We start from the raw sequence: 17131 nt of genomic DNA, 5'->3' as shown, positions 1-17131 counted from the left end.
CCGTCAGCTGCTGACCGGAGTCGGCCAGTCCTCGGCGAGGATGCGTTCGATGTTTCGCTCGGCGAGGGCGGTGATCGTGACGAACGGGTTCACGCCGGTGCTGCCGGGGATCAGCGAGCCGTCGGTGACGTAGAGGCCGGGGCAACCGCGCACCCGCCCGTAGTCGTCGGTGGCTCGGCCGAGCACGAGGCCGCCGAGCGGGTGGTAGGTGAAGCGGTTCTCGAACGGGCGGGTGTCGCCGAAGAGGTCTGTGCGGTAGGTGGTTCCGTTCGCGCGGTTGATCTTGTCGAAGAGCGCTTTCGCCTGCTGGATCGAGAGCTGCCCCTGCTCGGTCCTCCAGTGCAGGCGTGCCGAGTCGGTGGCGGGGTCGTAGCTGAAGTGGCCGCGCTCGGGATTCTTCGTGATCGCCAGGTACAGGCTGACCCACAGCTCGGTGCCCGCCGGGATCGGTGCGATCTCGGCGAAGACCGGGTGTTCTGGGTCTTCCCACGCGTCGATGCCGAGTGCGGGCATCGCGGACTGGGTGCCTCCAGCGGTGTCCCAGACGTGGTTCGCGCGGCCGAGCATGACGTTGCCGTTCGGGCCCCAGCCCTGCCCGATCTCCGCGCCGAGTCCCGGCAGCGTTCCGGTGTCCCGCGCGCGCAGCAGCAGTTCGGTCGAGCCGAGGCTGCCCGCTCCCAGGAACACCCGCTGGGCGGCGATCTCCGTTCTCTCGACGATTTCGCCGGATTCGTCGCGCCGGTGCACCGTGAGCACGTAGCCGCCGGTGTCGTCGCGGCGGATCGCCCGCGCCTCGTGCAGCGCGCGGATGGTCACGTTGCCGGTGCCGAGCGCATCGGCGAGGTAGGTCTTGTCCAGCGACCGCTTGCCGTGGTTGTTGCCGTAGATCACCTCGCAGGCGAGCGCCGAGCGGGGGACCTCTCCGGCTTCTTCCCGGCGCAGGTAGTCGAAGTCGTAGACGCTGGGCACGAAGGTCGTCTTCAGTCCCGCCCGGTGGGCGTGCGCGCGGGACAAGCGGGCGTACCGGTAGGAATCGCAGGTCTCGAACCAGTTCGGGTCGACGTGGTTGACCCCGAGCGCCGCGGTGGCGCGTGGGAAGTACGTGCCGTACATCTCCGCGGCGTCGACGGCGGGCAGGATCTCCTCGAAGTAGTTCCGCTTGGGCACCACGGCCATCGCGCCGTTGACCAGCGAGCCGCCGCCGACACCGCGACCGAGGTAGACCGACATGTCGCCGTGGTCGACGCGGTCGAGCACACCCGGGTAGCGCTCGCTGTCGTGGTTGATGACGTCCATCCACAGGAAGGACGCCAGCGGCGCCAGGGTGCGCTCCTTCAGCCACATCGCGCGCCCGTCCGGTCGCAGCATGTTGCAGAAGACGTTGCCGTCGGCGCCGGGTGCGTCCCACAGCCTGCCCATCTCGAGCATCACCGTGGGAATGCCCGCTTCGCCCAGGCGCAACGCCGTGACGGCGGCGCCGTAGCCCGTGCCGATGACCACGGCAGGCACGGCGTCGCCGGTGCGCGTCGCGGCGGACGCGGTCGTCGTGGAGATCGTGTTGAGGCCGAGCAGGGCAGCGGAGTTCAGGGCGGCGAAACCGAGGAACCGCCTGCGGGACAAGGGGGAGGTCACGCTGCCCATGGTTGCCTCGCGAAAGCACGTCCACAATCACCAATCCGAAGCAGATTCGCGTTAGCAGGGCAAACGTGAATGATGTTCACCCGCTGGTGTGAGGTGCTCCTGCTTCGGCAGCAGCAGCGGTGTGCCGAGCAGGAGGATGCCCGAGGTGGTGATGGCGGTCAGCGGGCTGGTGAGAGTGGCGAGGACGCCCCACACCGCTATGAAGGCGGCCTGGGAGAGCTTGCTGCTGATGCTCCACGCGCTGACGACTTGGGCCGCGTGCTCGGCGGGAGAGCGCTGCAGCCTCTCAGTCGCGTTGATGGGGTTGAAGATTCCCATGCACGCGATCAGCAGGCCTTCCACGACGATCACGGTGAGGAGGCCCGGGACACCGGGCTGGATGAAAGCGAGGCCCAGCGGGAAGATCGATCGCAGCCATCCGGTGGCGGTCATGACGCGCTGCCGCCCGTAGCGGGAGACGAGTCGCGCGGAGAGCCGGGCGCCGGCGAAGCCCCCGAGGCTGGGGATGCCGAAGGCGAGTCCGTACTCCAGCGCCGAGAAGCGGTACTCGCCGAGGAGGAGGACGGCCAGGAGCGGGCCGGTGGCCATGATCAGTCCGTTGACCGCCATCTGGTTCAGGAACAGGAGTCTCAGCGCGCGGTCGTGGAAGATGACCGACCAGCCCCGGGCGAAGTCGGCGGATCGCAGTCCGGTCGCGGGATTCCGGGGCGTTGCGACGTCGGTTCCGCGGATGCGGAGGATCGCGAGCGCGGAGAGCAAGTAGCTGCTCGCATCCGCCGCGATGGTGGTGACCGGACCGAAGATCCCGACCAGGGCTCCGCCCAAGGGCGGTCCCGCCGCGGTCGCCACCCAGGTCGTTCCCTCGAACCTCCCGTTCGCGGTGAGTAGGTGGTCGCTGCGGACCAGGTGCTTCAGGTGCGCGCCGGAGGCGGCGGTGAACGCGATGCTCGCCGCTCCGGAGAGGATCGAGACGACGAGCAGGTGACCGTAGGAGAGCGAGCCCACGAGGTACGCCATCGGGATGCTCGCCATCGCCAGGAAGCGGATCAAGTCCATCCCGATCATCACGGGCCGCTTGGTGCGGTGCTGGATCCACGGCCCGAGCGGAATCGCGACGATCGCCGCCACCACCAGGCCCGCCGCCTCGAGGAGTGAGACGGCGAACGCCGGCGAGTGCAGTTCGCGCACGGCGATCAAGGGGAATGCGCCGAAAGCGATCCACGTGCCATATGTGCTCGCCGCGTGGGCTGACCACAGCCAGCCGAAATCGCGTCCCAACCGCACGTCGATGTAACTCCCTTGAACAACCGATGCTCGTGTCCAGGCATCGCACCAGTCGTTCCAGGCGGGGATCAAACAACGACTCCTCGGTGCGCCACAACGATCAGTTGGGCGGCTATAGTCCGGGCCGGTGGACACCAACGCAGTGCGCTCGTTCGTCCTGGCCGCGGAATTCGGCCAGTTGCAGCACGCCGCTGACGAGCTCGGCGTGACCCAGCAGGCCGTTTCGAAGCGCATCGCCTCCCTCGAGCGGGAGCTCGGTGTTCGCCTGTTCACCCGGACCACGCGCGGGGTCGAGCTGACGCTCGACGGGCAGGCGTTCCTCGCTCACGCGCGGAACGTCGTCGCGCACGTCGATCGCGCGATCAGCGCGATCCGGCCGGGATCGCGGGCCCTCCGGATCGACGTCCTCGGTCTGCGCACCGCGCAGGCGGTCGTCCTGCACGACTACTGGCGGGCGCATCCCGAAACCGACCTCGACGTGGTCACCATCCGGGCCAGCGACCCGCGCCAGGCGGTCACGGCTGTTCAGACCGGCGACGTGGACGCCACCTTCCGCACCATCACCGACCCCGCCAGGCTGCCTGAAGACGTGCAGATGATCCGCGCGTTCGACTCGCCGCTCCAGCTCCTGGTGGGGCCGAAGCACCCGCTCGCCGCCGCGCGAGCGCTGACGCCCGCGCAGCTGCACGGGCACCGGATCTGGGTTCCGGGCATCACGCCGCGAAGCGAGTGGGCCGAGTTCTACGACCAGCTCACCGCGGAGTTCGACCTGCGGGTCGACGCCGCCGGCCCGAACTTCGGCACCGAGGTGCTCCTGGACGCCCTCGCGGAATCCCCGGACCTGGCAACCCTCGTCGGCTCGCGCGACCGGTACGCCTGGCCGGCGAACTACGACCTCCGCCGCATCCCGATCGCCGACCCGGCGATCGCCTACCCGATCTCGCTCATCCTGCCCAAGACGAGCCCGCACCCAGGGCTGCGCGGCATCATCAGGCACTTCCGGAACCTGAACCCCCTACCCGGGGCGACGTGGCTCCCGTCCTGGGCCGCGATGCCCGTGGGAAGCGACGACCCCGACGCCGGAATCTCCTGAGCCGGTCGATTTGTTCTGTTGTGTCCCGGTTCTCGGGCGTCGTCGTCTCTTGCGGGCTGCATGGCGGCTCGGCGGTGGTCTTCTGGGGGAGGAGCGGATGGCGCCGGCCGGATCCCTTAGCCCTGTTATTCTTAGTGCTGCTCTTGTTCGTCGGGGTTTCGGGTGGTGAGTGCGGTGGCTCGGCGCAGCCGGTCTCGGCCGGACGCGGTTGACTTCATGCTGGAGGAGTGGCGGCGGGAGGTCCCGGAGGTCGATGCCACCGGGATGGCCGTGTTCGGGCGCCTGCACCGCGCCTTCTACCGCTACCAGGACCAGCTGAACCGGATCTTCCACGCGCACGACCTGACCATGGCCGGGTTCAGCATCCTCGCTTCGCTGCGTCGGGCCGGTAGCCCCTACCGGCGGACCGCCGGTGAGCTCGCCGAGGCCGCGCTGGTGACCACGGGCGGGATCACGCAGCGCGTCGACAAGCTCGAAGCCTCCGGCCTGGTGGAGCGGGAACGCGACTCCGAGGACCGGCGGACCGTCTACGTGCAGTTGACCGAGAAGGGGCGCGTCTTCACCGACGAGGTCATCGCGGCGCACTTCGCCAACGAGCGCGACATGCTCAGCGGTCTTTCCGCCACGGAGCAGGAGCGCCTCGCCGACCTGCTCAGCCGGCTCGAAGCGTCGTTGGACCACGCGGAGGCCAAGCGCGCGGGCGAGTGATCCGCCGGGACCGCTCACCCGCGCCGGTCATCGGGCCCAGGGGAGCGGGGTTTCGTCCAGGCCCCAGTAGAGGCTCTTCTGGCGGGTGTACTGCAGGATCGCGTCGCGGCCCTTGTCGGTGCCGACGCCGCTGGCCTTCATCCCGCTGAACGGGGTGGAGATGCTGAACTGCTTGTAGGTGTTGATCCACGCGGTGCCCGCGTCGATGCGCCGGGCCAGCCACCAGGCCCGCCGGTAGTCGCGGGTCCAGATCCCGCAGGCCAGACCGAAGATCGTGTCGTTGGCCAGCGCGATCAGCTCGTCCTCGTCGCGGTAGGGCAGCACGACGCCGACCGGGCCGAAGATCTCCTCCTGGCAGGTGAGCGCGTCGTTGCCCAGCCCGTCCAGCAGGGTCGGCAGGTAGTACGCGCCGCCGGCAAGCTCCGGGTCATCGGGGATCCGGCCGCCGCACAGGACGTTGGCGCCCTCCTCGCGCGCGCGGTCCACCAGCGCCGCCACCCGGTCGCGGTGGGCGAAGGTGACCAGCGGCCCGACCTGGCTGTCCGGGTCGGTGCCCGGACCGACCCGGAGCCGCCGGGTCCCGGCGACGAGGCGCTCGACGAACTCGGCATAGAGCGTCTCGGGCACGAAGATCCGGGAACCGGCGATGCAGCTCTGCCCGCTGGAGGAGAAGATCCCGAACAGGATCCCGGCGGCGGCCTGCTCCAGGTCGGCGTCCTCGCACACGATCGTCGGGGACTTCCCGCCGAGTTCACTGGTCAGCGGCATGAACTTGTCCGCGGCGAGGCGCCCGATGGTGCGGCCGGTGTCGGTGCCGCCGGTGAAGGAGACCTTGCCCACCGCCGGGTGGCGGACGATCGCGTCCCCGACCACCGACCCCTTGCCGGGCAGGACCGACAGGAGCCCCGGGGGCAGTCCCGCCTCGTCCACCAGCCGGGCGAGCGCGAGCGATACCAGGGGTGTTGCTTCGGCGGGCTTCAGCAGCACCGCGTTCCCGGCGGCGAGCGCCGGCGCGATCTTCTGCGCATCGCTGGCGATGGGGGAGTTCCACGGGGTGATCGCGCCGACCACGCCGATCGGTTCGGGCACGCTCATCGTCAGGTAGGGCCCGCGCTGCGGGGTCAGCGGGGTTTCGGTGGTCTCCAGGGCGGCGGCGTAGAAGCGGAAGGTGCCGGCCGCGCTGCGCACGAGGGCGCGGGTCTCGGTCAGGGTCTTGCCGGTGTTGCGGGTCTGCAGCTCGGCCAGCTCGTCGGCGTGGTGGTCGACCAGGTCGCCGATCCGGACCAGGAACCGGGCGCGTTCGTGCGGGAGCAGGTCCCGCCAGGCGGGATCCGCTGCGGCGCGCGCTCCGGCGCGGGCCGCTTCGTCGACGTCCTCGGGCGAGGCCGCGGTGAGCTTGGCGAGGACCTCGCCGGTGGCCGGGTCGACGCACTCCAGCGGGGTGCCGCGGCCGCGCTGCCAGCGGCCCGCGACGGGGATCTCGTCGGCTGTCGGGAGCCTTCTCATGGTGCACCTCCGGCTTCGGGTGGGGATGACCAAATATCTTACGGCTAAGTCAATACCTGGAGCCGGATTCCGACGGGGGTTTCCGGGTTTGTCGCCTTTGAACTGCGAAGATAAAAGATCTTCCGCGGAATTTTCGCGCTGGGGGTTGTGCGGGTCACAGCGACATGCTCATACTGCTCACCACTTAATCGCTTACTGCTAAAAGAACTTCGGAGGTTGAGCGATGACCGCAGCAGACACCGGGACCCGGACCGACCTGGACGCCCTCATCGACTCCTGCATCGCCTCGCGGGAGAGCCGCAACGAGGACTGGGACACCCTCGCGTTCCAGACCAAGGCCGGTGACGAATTCCGCCGGGCGCAGATCCGCTACATCGGTTCCGGCGCCACCGGCAACCACGACGGCGACAGCCGCACGCTGCCCTCGGAGCACTTCACCTTCTCCAACATGCGGCTGCCGCTGGGCGCGATCGGCCCGGAGCACACCCACCACGACGTGGAAGAGGTGTTCTTCGTGCTGGAGGGCCAGCTGGAGGTCAGCGTCCACGACGTCGAGGACGGCACCAGGACCGCGACCCGCGTGCTCGGCTACCGCGACCTGATCCGGGTGCCCGCCGGCGTGCCCCGCAGCCTGAAGGCCATCGGCGACACCGACGCGCTGTTCTGCGTGGTCATCGGTGCCCAGAAGCCGCAGCTGCCGACCTATCCGGCGACCTCGCCGGTGCACGGCGTCACGCGAGACTGAACCGCTTCGAGGAAGGTCCGGGGTGAGGAGCATGGCGCACGCGGTCCGAGTGCACAGCACGACGTGGCTCGCAAACGGCGTGGTGCAGGTGAAGTTCCGCGATCCGGCGGGAGCCGACCTGCCGGCGTGGGAGCCGGGAGCGCACCTGGCGCTGCGGTTGGGCAACGGCATGACGCGGGAGTACTCGCTGTGCGGCGACCCGGCCGACCGGCGCAGCTGGACGGTCGCGGTGCTGCGCGAACCGAACTCGCGCGGCGGCAGCAGCTGGGTGCACGAGCGGTTGACCGCGGGCACCCTGCTGGAGGTCGAGGGCCCGCGCAACAACTTCCCGCTGGAACCGGCCGAGCGCCATCTCCTCATCGCCGGCGGCATCGGCGTGACGCCGATCCTGGCGATGGCCCGGCGGCTCGCCGAGCGCGGCGCGGACTGGCGGATGGTCTACTGCGGACGGTCGCGGGAGAGCATGGCCTTCCTGCCCCGGCTCCAGGAGCTCGGCGGCGACCGGGTCCGCGTCCACGTCGACGACGAACGCGGCGGTCCGCCGGACCTGCGCGCCGAGCTGGGCGCTGTCGCCGAGGGCGAGCTGGTGTACTGCTGCGGGCCGGAACCGCTCATCAACGCGGTGGAATCGACGCTCCCCGATCCGTCGTTGCTGCGCGTCGAGCGGTTCCGCGCGCCGGAGGTGCCGAAGTCCACTTCGGACGAATCCTTCGAGGTCGTGTGCGGCAACTCCGGCGTCCGCGTGCCGGTGGACCCGGGCACTTCGGTGCTGGACGCGCTGGCCGCGTCCGGGATCGACGTGCCGAACTCCTGCCAGGAGGGTGTCTGCGGCACGTGCGAGACCAAGGTCCTCGGCGGTGAACCCGAGCACCGCGACCACGTGCTCAGCCCGGCCGAGCGGGAAGCCGGCGACACGATGATGATCTGCGTTTCCCGCTGCCGCTCCGCCGAACTGGTGCTGGACCTCTGAGCCGTCGAGCCGACCTCTACCTCGACGGGGCCTCCCCGTCGTGACCTGGAGAACTGACATGACGCTGAACCTGGAGCCGGTGCAGACCCGGCTCTCACCCACCACGAGTTACGAGGACGCCTTCGCCGACGAGCTCGAGGCGATCTACGGCCGGGGCGTGCACGACCTGCCCGGTCTGGTCGCCGCGCTCAACGAGACGGGGGTCCGCCCGGCGGACGGCTCGGACTGGACCGAGCAGGCGCTCACCGGCGAACTCGCCCGCCTCGGTGCGAAGGAGATCTGAGGATGACCAAGCTGCAGACCGAGGACCAGCTCCTGCGGCTCGGGCTGCGGGACCGCTGGTACCCGCTGTGCCCGTCGCGCCAGGTCCGCCCCGGTGAGCTGACCCGCATCGAGCGCGCGGGCGAGGAACTCCTGCTGTGGCGCGACAGTTCCGGTGTCGTCCACGTGCAGGAGGACCGGTGCCCGCACCGCTCCGCGCGGCTGTCGTTGGGCGTGCACATGGGCGACCGGATCGCGTGCAACTACCACGGCGTCCAGCTCGACGGCGACGGCGTCGTGGCGTCGGTGCCCGGCAGCCCGGGGTGCGCGCTGGAAGGCCGCAAGGCGCTGCGCACCTTCCCGGCGCAGGAGCACGGCGGTGCGATCTTCGCCTGGTTCGGCGCGGACGAGTCCGCCGAGCCGACCCCGCTGCAGGTGCCCGAGCCGATCGCGGGAGGGGAGTGGGACGCCTTCCTCTGCTACGTCGAGTGGGACGCCTCCTACCTGCTGTCGGTGGACAACCTGATGGACCCGATGCACGGGGCGTTCCTGCACCGCAACAGCCACACGATGTTCAGCGGGAAGCGGGAGGCGGCGTTCCAGATCCGGGACACCGACACCGGTTTCGTCTTCGAGAAGACCGACCAGCGGGGGGTGAACTTCGACTGGTCGGAGTGGGTGGACACCGGCGGGCTGCAGTCGGTCACCCTGGACATCCCGTACCCGGACACCGCTGGTCCGGGCGGCCCGTTCACCATCGTCGCCTGCGTGACCGCGATCAACGAGCACCAGCACGCCGGGTTCTTCTGGCGCTGCCGGAAGGTCAGCGGCTGGCAGCGGGACAGCTGGCGGTTCCTGTACAAGAACCGGATCGAGGCCCGGCACTGGCAGGTGCTGGAGCAGGACCGCGTCATGGCCGAGGCGATGCCCGACGACGCCTGGTCCGGCGAGAACCTCTACCAGCACGACATCGCGCTGGTCCGGCTGCGCCGGATGCTGCGCGCCGAGGCCAAGCGCCAAGCCGCCGCGCTCGCCGAACGCAAGCCGGTCCGCGCGGCCGCCCGCTGATTGGAGTGCACATCATGCAATTCCCCGATGCCGAACCGGTGGTGAAGCTCCGGTCGTTGCGCTCGGTCAGCCTGCGCACCGAACGGTTCGCCGAGGCCGCCGAGTTCTACCACGAGGTGTGGGGCCTGACCCCGGTGGAGACCGAGCAGGACACCGCGTGGTTGCGCGGGACCGGCTCCGAGCACCACATCGTCGAGCTGCAGCAGGCCGAGCAGAACGGGCTGGGCAAGATCGCCTTCGCGGTCGGCACGCCCGCTGAGATCGACGCGGCCGGTCGCCGCCTGTCCGAGCTCGGGGTGCCGATGCTGACCGAACCCGGTCCGCTCGACCAGATCGGCGGCGGGTACGGGCTCCGGCTCGTCGACCCGGAAGGACGGCTCATCGAGCTGTCCTGCAACGTGGAAGCTGTTGTGGCGCAAGATCCCAACGGTCTTCCCGCGGTCCCGCGCAAGGTGGCGCACGTCGTGCTCAACACGGTCGACATCGACGCCGCCTGCGAGTTCTACACGCGGGTGCTGGGGATGCGGATCTCGGACTGGTCCGAGCACCAGATGGCGTTCCTGCGCTGCAACTCCGACCACCACGTGATCGCGTTCAACCAGGCGCAGTGGACCTCGGTCAACCACGTCGCCTACGAGATGCCGTCGATGGACCACTTCATGCGCGGCATCGGACGGCTCAAGCACAACGGCATCACCCCGCTGTGGGGGCCGGGTCGGCACGGGCCGGGCTCGAACACCTTCTCCTACTTCGCCGATCCGGCCGGTCTGGTCTGCGAGTACACCTCCGACGTCGCGCAGGTCGAGGAGGACGCCTGGCTCTGCCGGGTGTGGCGCCGCACCGCGGAGCTCTCCGACCAGTGGGGCACCGCCGGCCCGCCGTCGAAGGATGCCCGCTCGCACATGGCGGGCAAGCCCGATCCCGGCTACCGGGAGCTGGTGCAGTCGTGAAGGTGGCGATCCTCGGCTGCGGCGCGATCGGCAGCGTCGTGGCGCACGCGGTCCGGGACGGTGGAGTCCCCGGTGCCGAGCTCGTCGGCGTGGTGCACGCCGAGCGCGACGACCCACCAGGACTGCCGGTGCTGGGCATCGACGCCGCGATCGAGCAGGCGGATCTGATCGTCGAGTGCGCGGGGCAACGCGCGCTCGCCGAACTCGGACCGTCCATCGTGGCCTCCGGCACGGATCTGCTGGTGGTGTCCATCGGCGCGCTGGCCGACGACGCGCTGCTGGCCTCGCTGCGCGACACCGGCCCCGGCCGGCTGCACCTGTGCAGCGGCGCGATCGGCGGGCTGGACGTGCTCGCGGCGACCGCCCGGATGGGCGGGGTGTCGGCGGTGCGGATCGTGACCACGAAGAAGGCGCCCACGCTGGTCCAGAAGTGGATGGGCGAGGACGTCGCGCAGCAGTTGCGGACTGCGACAGAACCCGTCGAGCTGATGCGCGGACCGGCTCGCGAGATCACGGCCGCGTTCCCGGCGTCGGCCAACGTCGCCGCGTCGGTCGCGCTGGCGGTGGGGGATTGGGACCTGGTGGAAGCGACCGTGGTCGCCGATCCGAACGCCCCGCTGACCAGCCACGTGATCACCGCCGAGGGCAGTGCGGGCGACTACCGGTTCGAGATCCGCAACCACCCGTCCGCGGCGAACCCGGCGACCAGCGGCGTGGTCCCGCACGCGGTTCTGGCCGCAGTGGGACGGCTGGCCGCACCCACTGGAGCGTTCGCATGATCCGGTCGAAAGTGTCCGATGTGGACGTTCTGGAGGCAGGCGATGGCACCCCGCTGGTGCTGCTGCACGGCATCGGAGGTGCGGCCGAGGCGTTCGACGCGCAGCTGTCCGGGCTGGCCGGAGAGCACCGGGTCATCGTCTGGGACGCACCCGGCTACGGCGGATCCGCCGATCTGCCCGGCGAACCGGATCTGGACGCCTACGCCGACGCGGTCGTGTCGGTGCTGCGCGGGCTCGACGCCGAACCGGCGCACCTGCTCGGGGTGTCGTGGGGCGGGGTCATCGCGACCCGGGTCGCGATCAAGGCGCCGGAGGTGCTGCGGTCGCTGATCCTCGCCGACTCCTCGCGCGGTTCGGGACGCACGGCCGACGGCCGGAAGGCGATGGCCGAGCGGGCTCGGGACGTCACCGCTCGCGGTGCGGAGGCTTTCGCGGCGGAAAGGGCACAGCGCCTGGTGGCGCCCGGTGCGGATCCAGCAGTGCTGGAGCGGGTCGTGGCGTTGATGTCGCGGGTCCGGCCGCGCGGTTACGGCAACGCCGCCCGGGTGATGGCCGCGACCGACCACTCCGACCAGCTGGCGGGGATCACCACGCCGACGCTGGTGCTCGTCGGCAGCGAGGACGTCGTGACCGGTGTGGCCGAGAGCCGGGCGCTGGCCGAGCAGATCCCCGACGCCCGGCTGGTCGAGATCCCCGATGCGGGCCACGCCGCCAACCAGGAACGCCCCGAGGAGTTCAACGCCGCCGTGCGGGCGTTCCTCGCCGAAGTCGACACCGGAGGAGGTGCGCTGTGACGCTCGATGGACGACTGGTCGTGGTCACCGGCGCCGGCCGGGGTTTGGGACTCGCGATAGCCCACGACCTCGCCGAGGCCGGGGCGCACCTCGTGATCGCCGAGCGGAACCCGCAGTTCGCTGCCAGCGCGGTCGAAGAGCTCGCCGCGCACGGCGTTCCCGTGCACCGGGTGGACACCGATGTGTCCGACCCCGGCTCGGTGCAGCAGCTCGCGGACCGGGTCGCCGAACTCGGCGGAGCGTACGGGGTGGTCAACAACGCGGCGCTGGCCGACGGAGTCGGCGGCAAGTACTTCTACGACATCGAGCCGGACGAGTTCGACCGGATCATGTCGGTCAACCTGCGCGGCACCTGGCTGGTGTCGAAGGCGCTCTACCCGCAACTGCGCGCCAGGGGCGACGGGCGGATCCTCAACATCGCCTCCGACGTGGCGTTCTACGGTCCGCCCCGGCTGATGCACTACGTCGCGTCCAAGGGCGCGATCGTGGCCATGACCCGCGCGATGGCGCGGGACGCCGGGCCCGACGGGATCACCGTCAACGCGATCGCCCCAGGCATCACCGAGTGCGAGGCGACCCAGGCCGTGCCTGCCGAACGGCACGAGCTGTACCGCATCAACCGCGCGTTGGAACGCCCGCAGCAACCCGAGGACTTGGTGGGTGCGGCGCGGTTCCTGCTGTCCGACGCGGCCGCTTACATCACCGGCCAGACGCTGCTCGTGGACGGCGGCTTCGTCTGCCGATGAGGAGGAAACGATGGACCTCGACCTGACCGGCCGCACCGTGGTGGTGACCGGGGCGAGCTCCGGGGTCGGCCTGGCCACCGCCAAGATGCTGATCGCCGAGGGCGCGAACGTCGCTGCTTGCGCGCGCGACGCGGACCGGCTCAAGACGGCGTTCGACGGACTGCCGGTGCACCTCGGGACCTGCGACGTGCTGGACGAATCGGCGGTGCAGGACTTCGTCGCGCAGGCCGCCGAGGCCTTCGGTGGGATCGACGGGGTGGTCAACAACGCCGGGCGTTCCCTGATGGCGCGGCTGTCCGAGACCGAGGACCGGCAGTGGCGCGAGGAGCTGGAGCTGAAGATCTTCAGCGTCCTGCACGTGGTCCGGGCCACCCAGCCGTGGCTGCGCGAATCCGCCGCGGCCTCGGTCGTGAACGTCAACGCGATCCTGGCGCGCCAGCCCGAGGCGCGCCTGGCGGCCACTTCGGCGGCGCGGGCCGCGTTGCTGAACCTCACCAAGACCCTCTCCGGTGAGCTCGCCGCTGACGGGATCCGGGTCAACTCGGTGTGCCTCGGCCTGATCGACACCGGCCAGTGGCGCCGCCGCTACGAAGCGTCGAAATCCACTTTGGACTTCGACGCGTGGAGCGCGGAACTGGCCGCCGATCGCGGAATTCCGCTGGGGCGGCTCGGCACCGCCGACGAGGTCGCCTTCCCGATCGTGTCCCTGCTGTCCCCGCGCGCCTCCTACGTCACCGGTTCCGCGATCGACGTCGGCGGCGGCATCGCCCGTTACCTCTGAGCGGTCGTCACCCCCAGAAAGGACTGTCCATGACCCGAACCAACGGCGGTGACCTGCTCGTCCAGGTCATGCGCGACAACGGCGTCGACACCGCCTTCGGCGTGGTCAGCGTGCACAACCTGCCGCTGGTGGAAGCGGTGAGCCGCGACCTGCGCTTCGTCCCGGTGCGCCACGAGGCGGCAGCGGTCAACGCCGCCGACGGCTACGCCCGGGCGACCGGGGGACTCGGCGTCGCGATCACCAGCACCGGCACCGGCGCGGGCAACGCGGCCGGGGCGATGGTCGAGGCGTTGACGGCGGGCAGCCGCGTGCTGCACGTGACCGGTCAGATCGACTCGCCGTTCCTCGGCCAGGGCCGCGGTGTCATCCACGAGACCAAGGATCAGGCCTCGATGCTCGCCGCCATCTCCAAGCACTCGGCGACCGTCGCTTCCGCCGGGGAAGCCGGGAGCGTGCTGCGCGAAGCGGTGCGCAGCGCGCTGTCAGTCCCCAGTGGACCGTCCAGTGTGGAGTGGCCGATCGATCTCCAGTACGCCGAGCAGCAGGTCTCGTCCGCTCCCGCTGAGCGAGGTGCGACGCCGCCGTCGGTCGACCCGGCGTCGGTGCGCAGCGCCGTCGAGGTCATCCGCAGCGCCGAGCGCCCGCTCCTGTGGGTCGGCGGCGGTGGCACCGGGGCCGGCGAGCTGGTGCGGGAGCTGGCCGAGCTGCTCGGCGCCGGGGTGCTGACCAGCAACTCCGGTCGCGGGAGCGTGCCGGAGGACCACGAGCTGGTGATCGGCAACTTCGCGGCCAACCCGGAAGCCGCACCGCTGCTCGCCGAGGCCGATCTGCTGATCTCCATCGGCACGCACTTCCGCTCCAACGAGACCAAGCACTACTCGCTGCAGCTGCCCGCCAAGCACGTCCAGATCGACGTCGACCCGGCAGCCGTCGGACGCGTTCACCCGGCCGCGGTCGGGCTGACCGGTGAGACTGAGCAGGTGCTCCCGCAGCTGCTCGCCGAGCTGGCCGGCACGACGGTCGGCGGGCCGGACTGGCGGGCGAAGGTGACCAGCACGCGCGCCGCGGTGCGCGCGCACCTCCGCTCGGCGATCGGCCGGTACCAGCTGATCTGCGATGCGATGCGGCAGACGCTGCCCGCGGAAGCCGTGATCGCGCGGGACGTCACGATCCCGTCCAGCCAGTGGGGCAACCGGCTGCTGGAGATCTACCGCCCGAACACCAACGTGTTCCCGGTCGGCGGCGGCATCGGGCAGGGCTTGGCCACGGGCATCGGCGCGGCGATCGGCACACCGCAGGCCCCGACCGCGGTGCTGGTCGGCGACGGCGGGTTGGCGGTGCACCTCGGCGAACTCGCCACGCTCGCCCAGGAGCAGCCGTGGCTGGTGCTGGTGGTGTTCAACGACGGCGGGTACGGCGTGCTGCGCAACATGCAGGACAAGCACGCCGACCGGCGCTCCGGGGTCGACCTGTTCACCCCGAACTTCGGGCTCCTGGCCGAATCGCTGGACATGCCCTACGCGCTGGTGAACAAGGCGGACGCGTTCGCCGAAGCCTTCGCCAAGGCGGTGGCCGAACACCGCCCGTTCCTGATCGAGGTCGACGTCACCGCGCTCGAACCGACGCCGTCGCCGTTCGTGCCGCCGGTCCACGTGCCCAGCTGAGAAGGACCCGATGTCTGCTGACCACCACCACGCCCACGGACCCGCCAACCGCGGTCGCCGGGTGCTGCGCACCGCCGCTCCGCTGTTCGTCCGGTTCCCCAGCACCCGACCGCGCACCGCCGTCGTCGTGCTGCACGACGCCTATGGCCTGACCGAACCGATCGAGGACTGCTGCCGGGCGCTGGCCGGCCGGGGGCACGTCGCGGTCGCCCCCTACCTGTACTACGAGACCGGCGGCAAGGAGTTCCGCCCCGACAACGAGCACACCGCGCAAGCAGCCCTGTCCCTGCTGGCAGCCGACGACCTGGCCGCCGACATCGCCGGAGCCCTCGACCACCTCACCACCCGGCTGGGCATCCCGACCACCGCCACCGGGGTGCTCGGGGTCGGCGCCACCGGATACCTCGCGACGTGGGCCGCCACCGAGCACCAGCTCGCCGGCGCGGTCGAGTGCGACCCGCTCGACGGAATCCCCGCTGCAGAACCCGGCCGCGCGATCAGGTCCCTCGAAACCCGGATGCCCTGACCACGACGCCGCACCCACCGTTCCCCACCCGGCGGCGCGCCCGCCGCAATCACCGGCCACCCCCATGGCCTGCGTTTCCCAACGAGGAGGGACGCATGAGAGTCACGGCCCCCGATCACGCCGTCCAGCAACACATCGCCGCCCGCCTGGAACGTCTCCCGATGTCGCGCTGGCACATCAGCGTCCGGCTGATCATCGGCGTCGTCACGTTCTTCGAAGCATTCGACCAACTGCTCATCGCCTTCTCGCTGCCCGACATCACCCGCGAGTGGGGGCTGTCGACGGCCGGCGCCACCACCGCGCTCACCGTCGGCTCGATCGGCATGCTGCTCGGCGCACTGGCGTCCGGCTGGCTGGCCGACCGGGTGGGCCGCGTTCGGATGATCATGCTGTGCCTGGTGATCACCGCGCTCGGCAACCTGGGCATGGCGCTGAGCCCGGCGTTCCTGCCGTTCCTGATCCTGCGGTTCGTGCAGGGCCTGGCCATCGGCGGTGAGGTGCCGATCGCCGCGTCCTACATCGCCGAGCTCAGCCGGGCCAAGCGCCGCGGCCGCTTCGTGCTGATGTACGAGGTCGTCTTCCCGGCCGGCCTCACCGTCGGCTCGCTGATGTCGGCCTGGATCGTGCCGAACTGGGGCTGGCGGGCGCTGTTCCTGCTCGCCGCGGTGCCCGGCCTCGCCGCGTTCTTCCTGCAGCGCCGGGTGCCGGAATCACCGCGCTGGCTGGCCTCCCGCGGCAGGAACGCCGAAGCGCTGGAGGTGATGGAGCAGATCGAGGGGAACGTCCGCCGCTCCACGGGCCAGGACCTCCCGGACCCGGCACCCGTCCCCTCCGCGGTCGGCGCGGAATCCACCAGCACCAGCAGCGTGCGCGACCTGTTCACCGGCCGCTACCGGCGCCGCACCCTGGTGGTATGGACGATCTGGTTCGTCGGCTACCTGGCCAACTACGGGCTCACCTCCTGGCTGCCGACGCTGTACAAGCAGGTGTTCCACCTGCCGACCGGAACCGCGCTCTGGTACAGCACGTCGGCGTCGATGGCCGGTCTGGCGGGCTGCATCCTCGCCGCGCTGACCATCGACCGGCTGGGCCGCCGCAAGGTGCTGGCCATCGGCCTGGGCGGAACCACGGTCGCGATGGGCTTCCTCGCGGTCCTCGGTGCGAACTCCGCCGGACAGCTCGCGCTGTTCTCCGCGTTCGCGGCGATGTTCAGCTTCGCGGCCAACATCAGCCTCTACCTCTACACCCCGGAGCTCTACCCGACCCGGAGCCGCGCGCTCGGCTGCAGCCTGGGCGGAGTCCTCAACAGGCTGGGCATCATCACCGGCCCGATCCTGGTCGCAGTGGTCTACGCGGGCGGCACGGAGCTCACCCCGGTCTTCCTCCTGATCGGAGCGATCACCTTGGTCGGCACCATCGTCGCAGCAGCCTTCGCAGAGGAGACGAAGGGCCGAACCCTCGAAGAGCTCTCCCCGTGACCTGACGACAGAGGGCCTTCGCCGGGTAGTACCTGCCGACGGCCGGAGGCGGGTCGTGTAGCAAAAGGCCGGCGCCGAGGAGGTGTTGGGAGATGTGAAATACACACATGAGAAGAAACTTCACAAATGGGTAGTTG

Annotated in this window: 17 protein-coding genes; 14 read left to right on the top strand and 3 right to left on the bottom strand. The window is 70.5% G+C overall.

Annotation, left to right across the window (positions count from 1 at the left end; translation table 11 throughout):
- Nucleotides 1–3: 3 nt before the first annotated feature.
- Complete coding sequence (locus ABTZ89_RS11610; protein ID WP_351043158.1) at nt 4–1641, bottom strand: GMC oxidoreductase; 1638 nt, start codon at nt 1639–1641, stop codon at nt 4–6.
- A gap of 51 nt (nt 1642–1692) precedes the next feature.
- Nucleotides 1693–2997 (bottom strand): MFS transporter, encoded by a 1305-nt coding sequence (locus ABTZ89_RS11605; protein ID WP_351043156.1) that lies wholly within the window; start codon nt 2995–2997, stop codon nt 1693–1695.
- 55 nt (nt 2998–3052) lie between these two features.
- On the opposite strand from ABTZ89_RS11605, the gene ABTZ89_RS11600 reads away from it, so the two are divergent.
- Together ABTZ89_RS11600 and ABTZ89_RS11595 are read left to right on the top strand one after the other, a co-directional pair.
- Entirely contained in the window at nt 3053–4018 is a 966-nt protein-coding gene (locus tag ABTZ89_RS11600; RefSeq protein ID WP_351043153.1) for a LysR family transcriptional regulator, read from the top strand.
- 174 nt (nt 4019–4192) lie between these two features.
- Nucleotides 4193–4726 (top strand): MarR family winged helix-turn-helix transcriptional regulator, encoded by a 534-nt coding sequence (locus ABTZ89_RS11595; RefSeq protein WP_270952371.1) that lies wholly within the window; start codon nt 4193–4195, stop codon nt 4724–4726.
- 27 nt (nt 4727–4753) lie between these two features.
- Here the strand turns inward: ABTZ89_RS11595 and ABTZ89_RS11590 are convergent, their stop codons facing one another.
- Nucleotides 4754–6232 carry an aldehyde dehydrogenase gene (locus tag ABTZ89_RS11590; RefSeq protein WP_351043149.1) on the bottom strand — a complete coding sequence of 493 codons (1479 nt, stop codon included), beginning with the start codon at nt 6230–6232 and terminating at the stop codon, nt 4754–4756.
- A 223-nt stretch (nt 6233–6455) separates the two neighbouring features.
- On the opposite strand from ABTZ89_RS11590, the gene ABTZ89_RS11585 reads away from it, so the two are divergent.
- The 12 genes from ABTZ89_RS11585 (at nt 6456) to ABTZ89_RS11530 (ending at nt 16994) form a co-directional block, all read left to right on the top strand.
- On the top strand, nt 6456–6977 hold the full coding sequence (locus ABTZ89_RS11585) for a cupin domain-containing protein (RefSeq protein ID WP_270952373.1): 522 nt from the start codon (nt 6456–6458) through the stop codon (nt 6975–6977).
- Nucleotides 6978–7008: 31 nt separating this feature from the next.
- A complete protein-coding gene (locus ABTZ89_RS11580; RefSeq protein ID WP_351043145.1) occupies nt 7009–7947 on the top strand; it encodes a PDR/VanB family oxidoreductase in 939 nt (312 codons plus the stop codon).
- Nucleotides 7948–8005: 58 nt separating this feature from the next.
- Nucleotides 8006–8230 (top strand): recombinase-like helix-turn-helix domain-containing protein, encoded by a 225-nt coding sequence (locus ABTZ89_RS11575; RefSeq protein WP_270952375.1) that lies wholly within the window; start codon nt 8006–8008, stop codon nt 8228–8230.
- Nucleotides 8231–8232: 2 nt separating this feature from the next.
- On the top strand, nt 8233–9276 hold the full coding sequence (locus tag ABTZ89_RS11570; RefSeq protein ID WP_351043142.1) for a Rieske 2Fe-2S domain-containing protein: 1044 nt from the start codon (nt 8233–8235) through the stop codon (nt 9274–9276).
- A gap of 14 nt (nt 9277–9290) precedes the next feature.
- A complete protein-coding gene (locus ABTZ89_RS11565; RefSeq protein WP_351043139.1) occupies nt 9291–10226 on the top strand; it encodes a VOC family protein in 936 nt (311 codons plus the stop codon).
- On the top strand, nt 10223–11005 hold the full coding sequence (locus tag ABTZ89_RS11560) for an aspartate dehydrogenase domain-containing protein (protein ID WP_351043137.1): 783 nt from the start codon (nt 10223–10225) through the stop codon (nt 11003–11005). Before ABTZ89_RS11565 ends, ABTZ89_RS11560 begins: the two co-directional genes overlap by 4 nt.
- Entirely contained in the window at nt 11002–11799 is a 798-nt protein-coding gene (locus tag ABTZ89_RS11555) for an alpha/beta fold hydrolase (RefSeq protein WP_351043134.1), read from the top strand. Before ABTZ89_RS11560 ends, ABTZ89_RS11555 begins: the two co-directional genes overlap by 4 nt.
- Nucleotides 11796–12545 carry a 3-oxoacyl-ACP reductase family protein gene (locus tag ABTZ89_RS11550; RefSeq protein WP_351043131.1) on the top strand — a complete coding sequence of 250 codons (750 nt, stop codon included), beginning with the start codon at nt 11796–11798 and terminating at the stop codon, nt 12543–12545. The genes ABTZ89_RS11555 and ABTZ89_RS11550 overlap by 4 nt, the downstream gene beginning before the upstream one ends.
- A gap of 10 nt (nt 12546–12555) precedes the next feature.
- Entirely contained in the window at nt 12556–13326 is a 771-nt protein-coding gene (locus ABTZ89_RS11545; protein ID WP_351043128.1) for an SDR family oxidoreductase, read from the top strand.
- Between the two features lie 29 nt (nt 13327–13355).
- The gene (locus tag ABTZ89_RS11540; protein ID WP_351043126.1) at nt 13356–14990 is read left to right on the top strand and encodes a thiamine pyrophosphate-binding protein; all 1635 of its coding nucleotides are present in this window, start codon (nt 13356–13358) and stop codon (nt 14988–14990) included.
- 10 nt (nt 14991–15000) lie between these two features.
- Nucleotides 15001–15516: a dienelactone hydrolase family protein gene (locus ABTZ89_RS11535; RefSeq protein WP_270947124.1), complete on the top strand. Its 516-nt coding sequence runs from the start codon at nt 15001–15003 to the stop codon at nt 15514–15516.
- A gap of 95 nt (nt 15517–15611) precedes the next feature.
- Nucleotides 15612–16994 (top strand): MFS transporter, encoded by a 1383-nt coding sequence (locus ABTZ89_RS11530; RefSeq protein ID WP_351043124.1) that lies wholly within the window; start codon nt 15612–15614, stop codon nt 16992–16994.
- The last annotated feature ends 137 nt before the right edge of the window (nt 16995–17131 follow it).

Source organism: Saccharopolyspora sp. NPDC002686, assembly GCF_040295745.1.
GTDB lineage: Bacteria > Actinomycetota > Actinomycetes > Mycobacteriales > Pseudonocardiaceae > Saccharopolyspora > Saccharopolyspora oryzae.
This window is presented reverse-complemented; position numbering and strand designations above follow the sequence as displayed.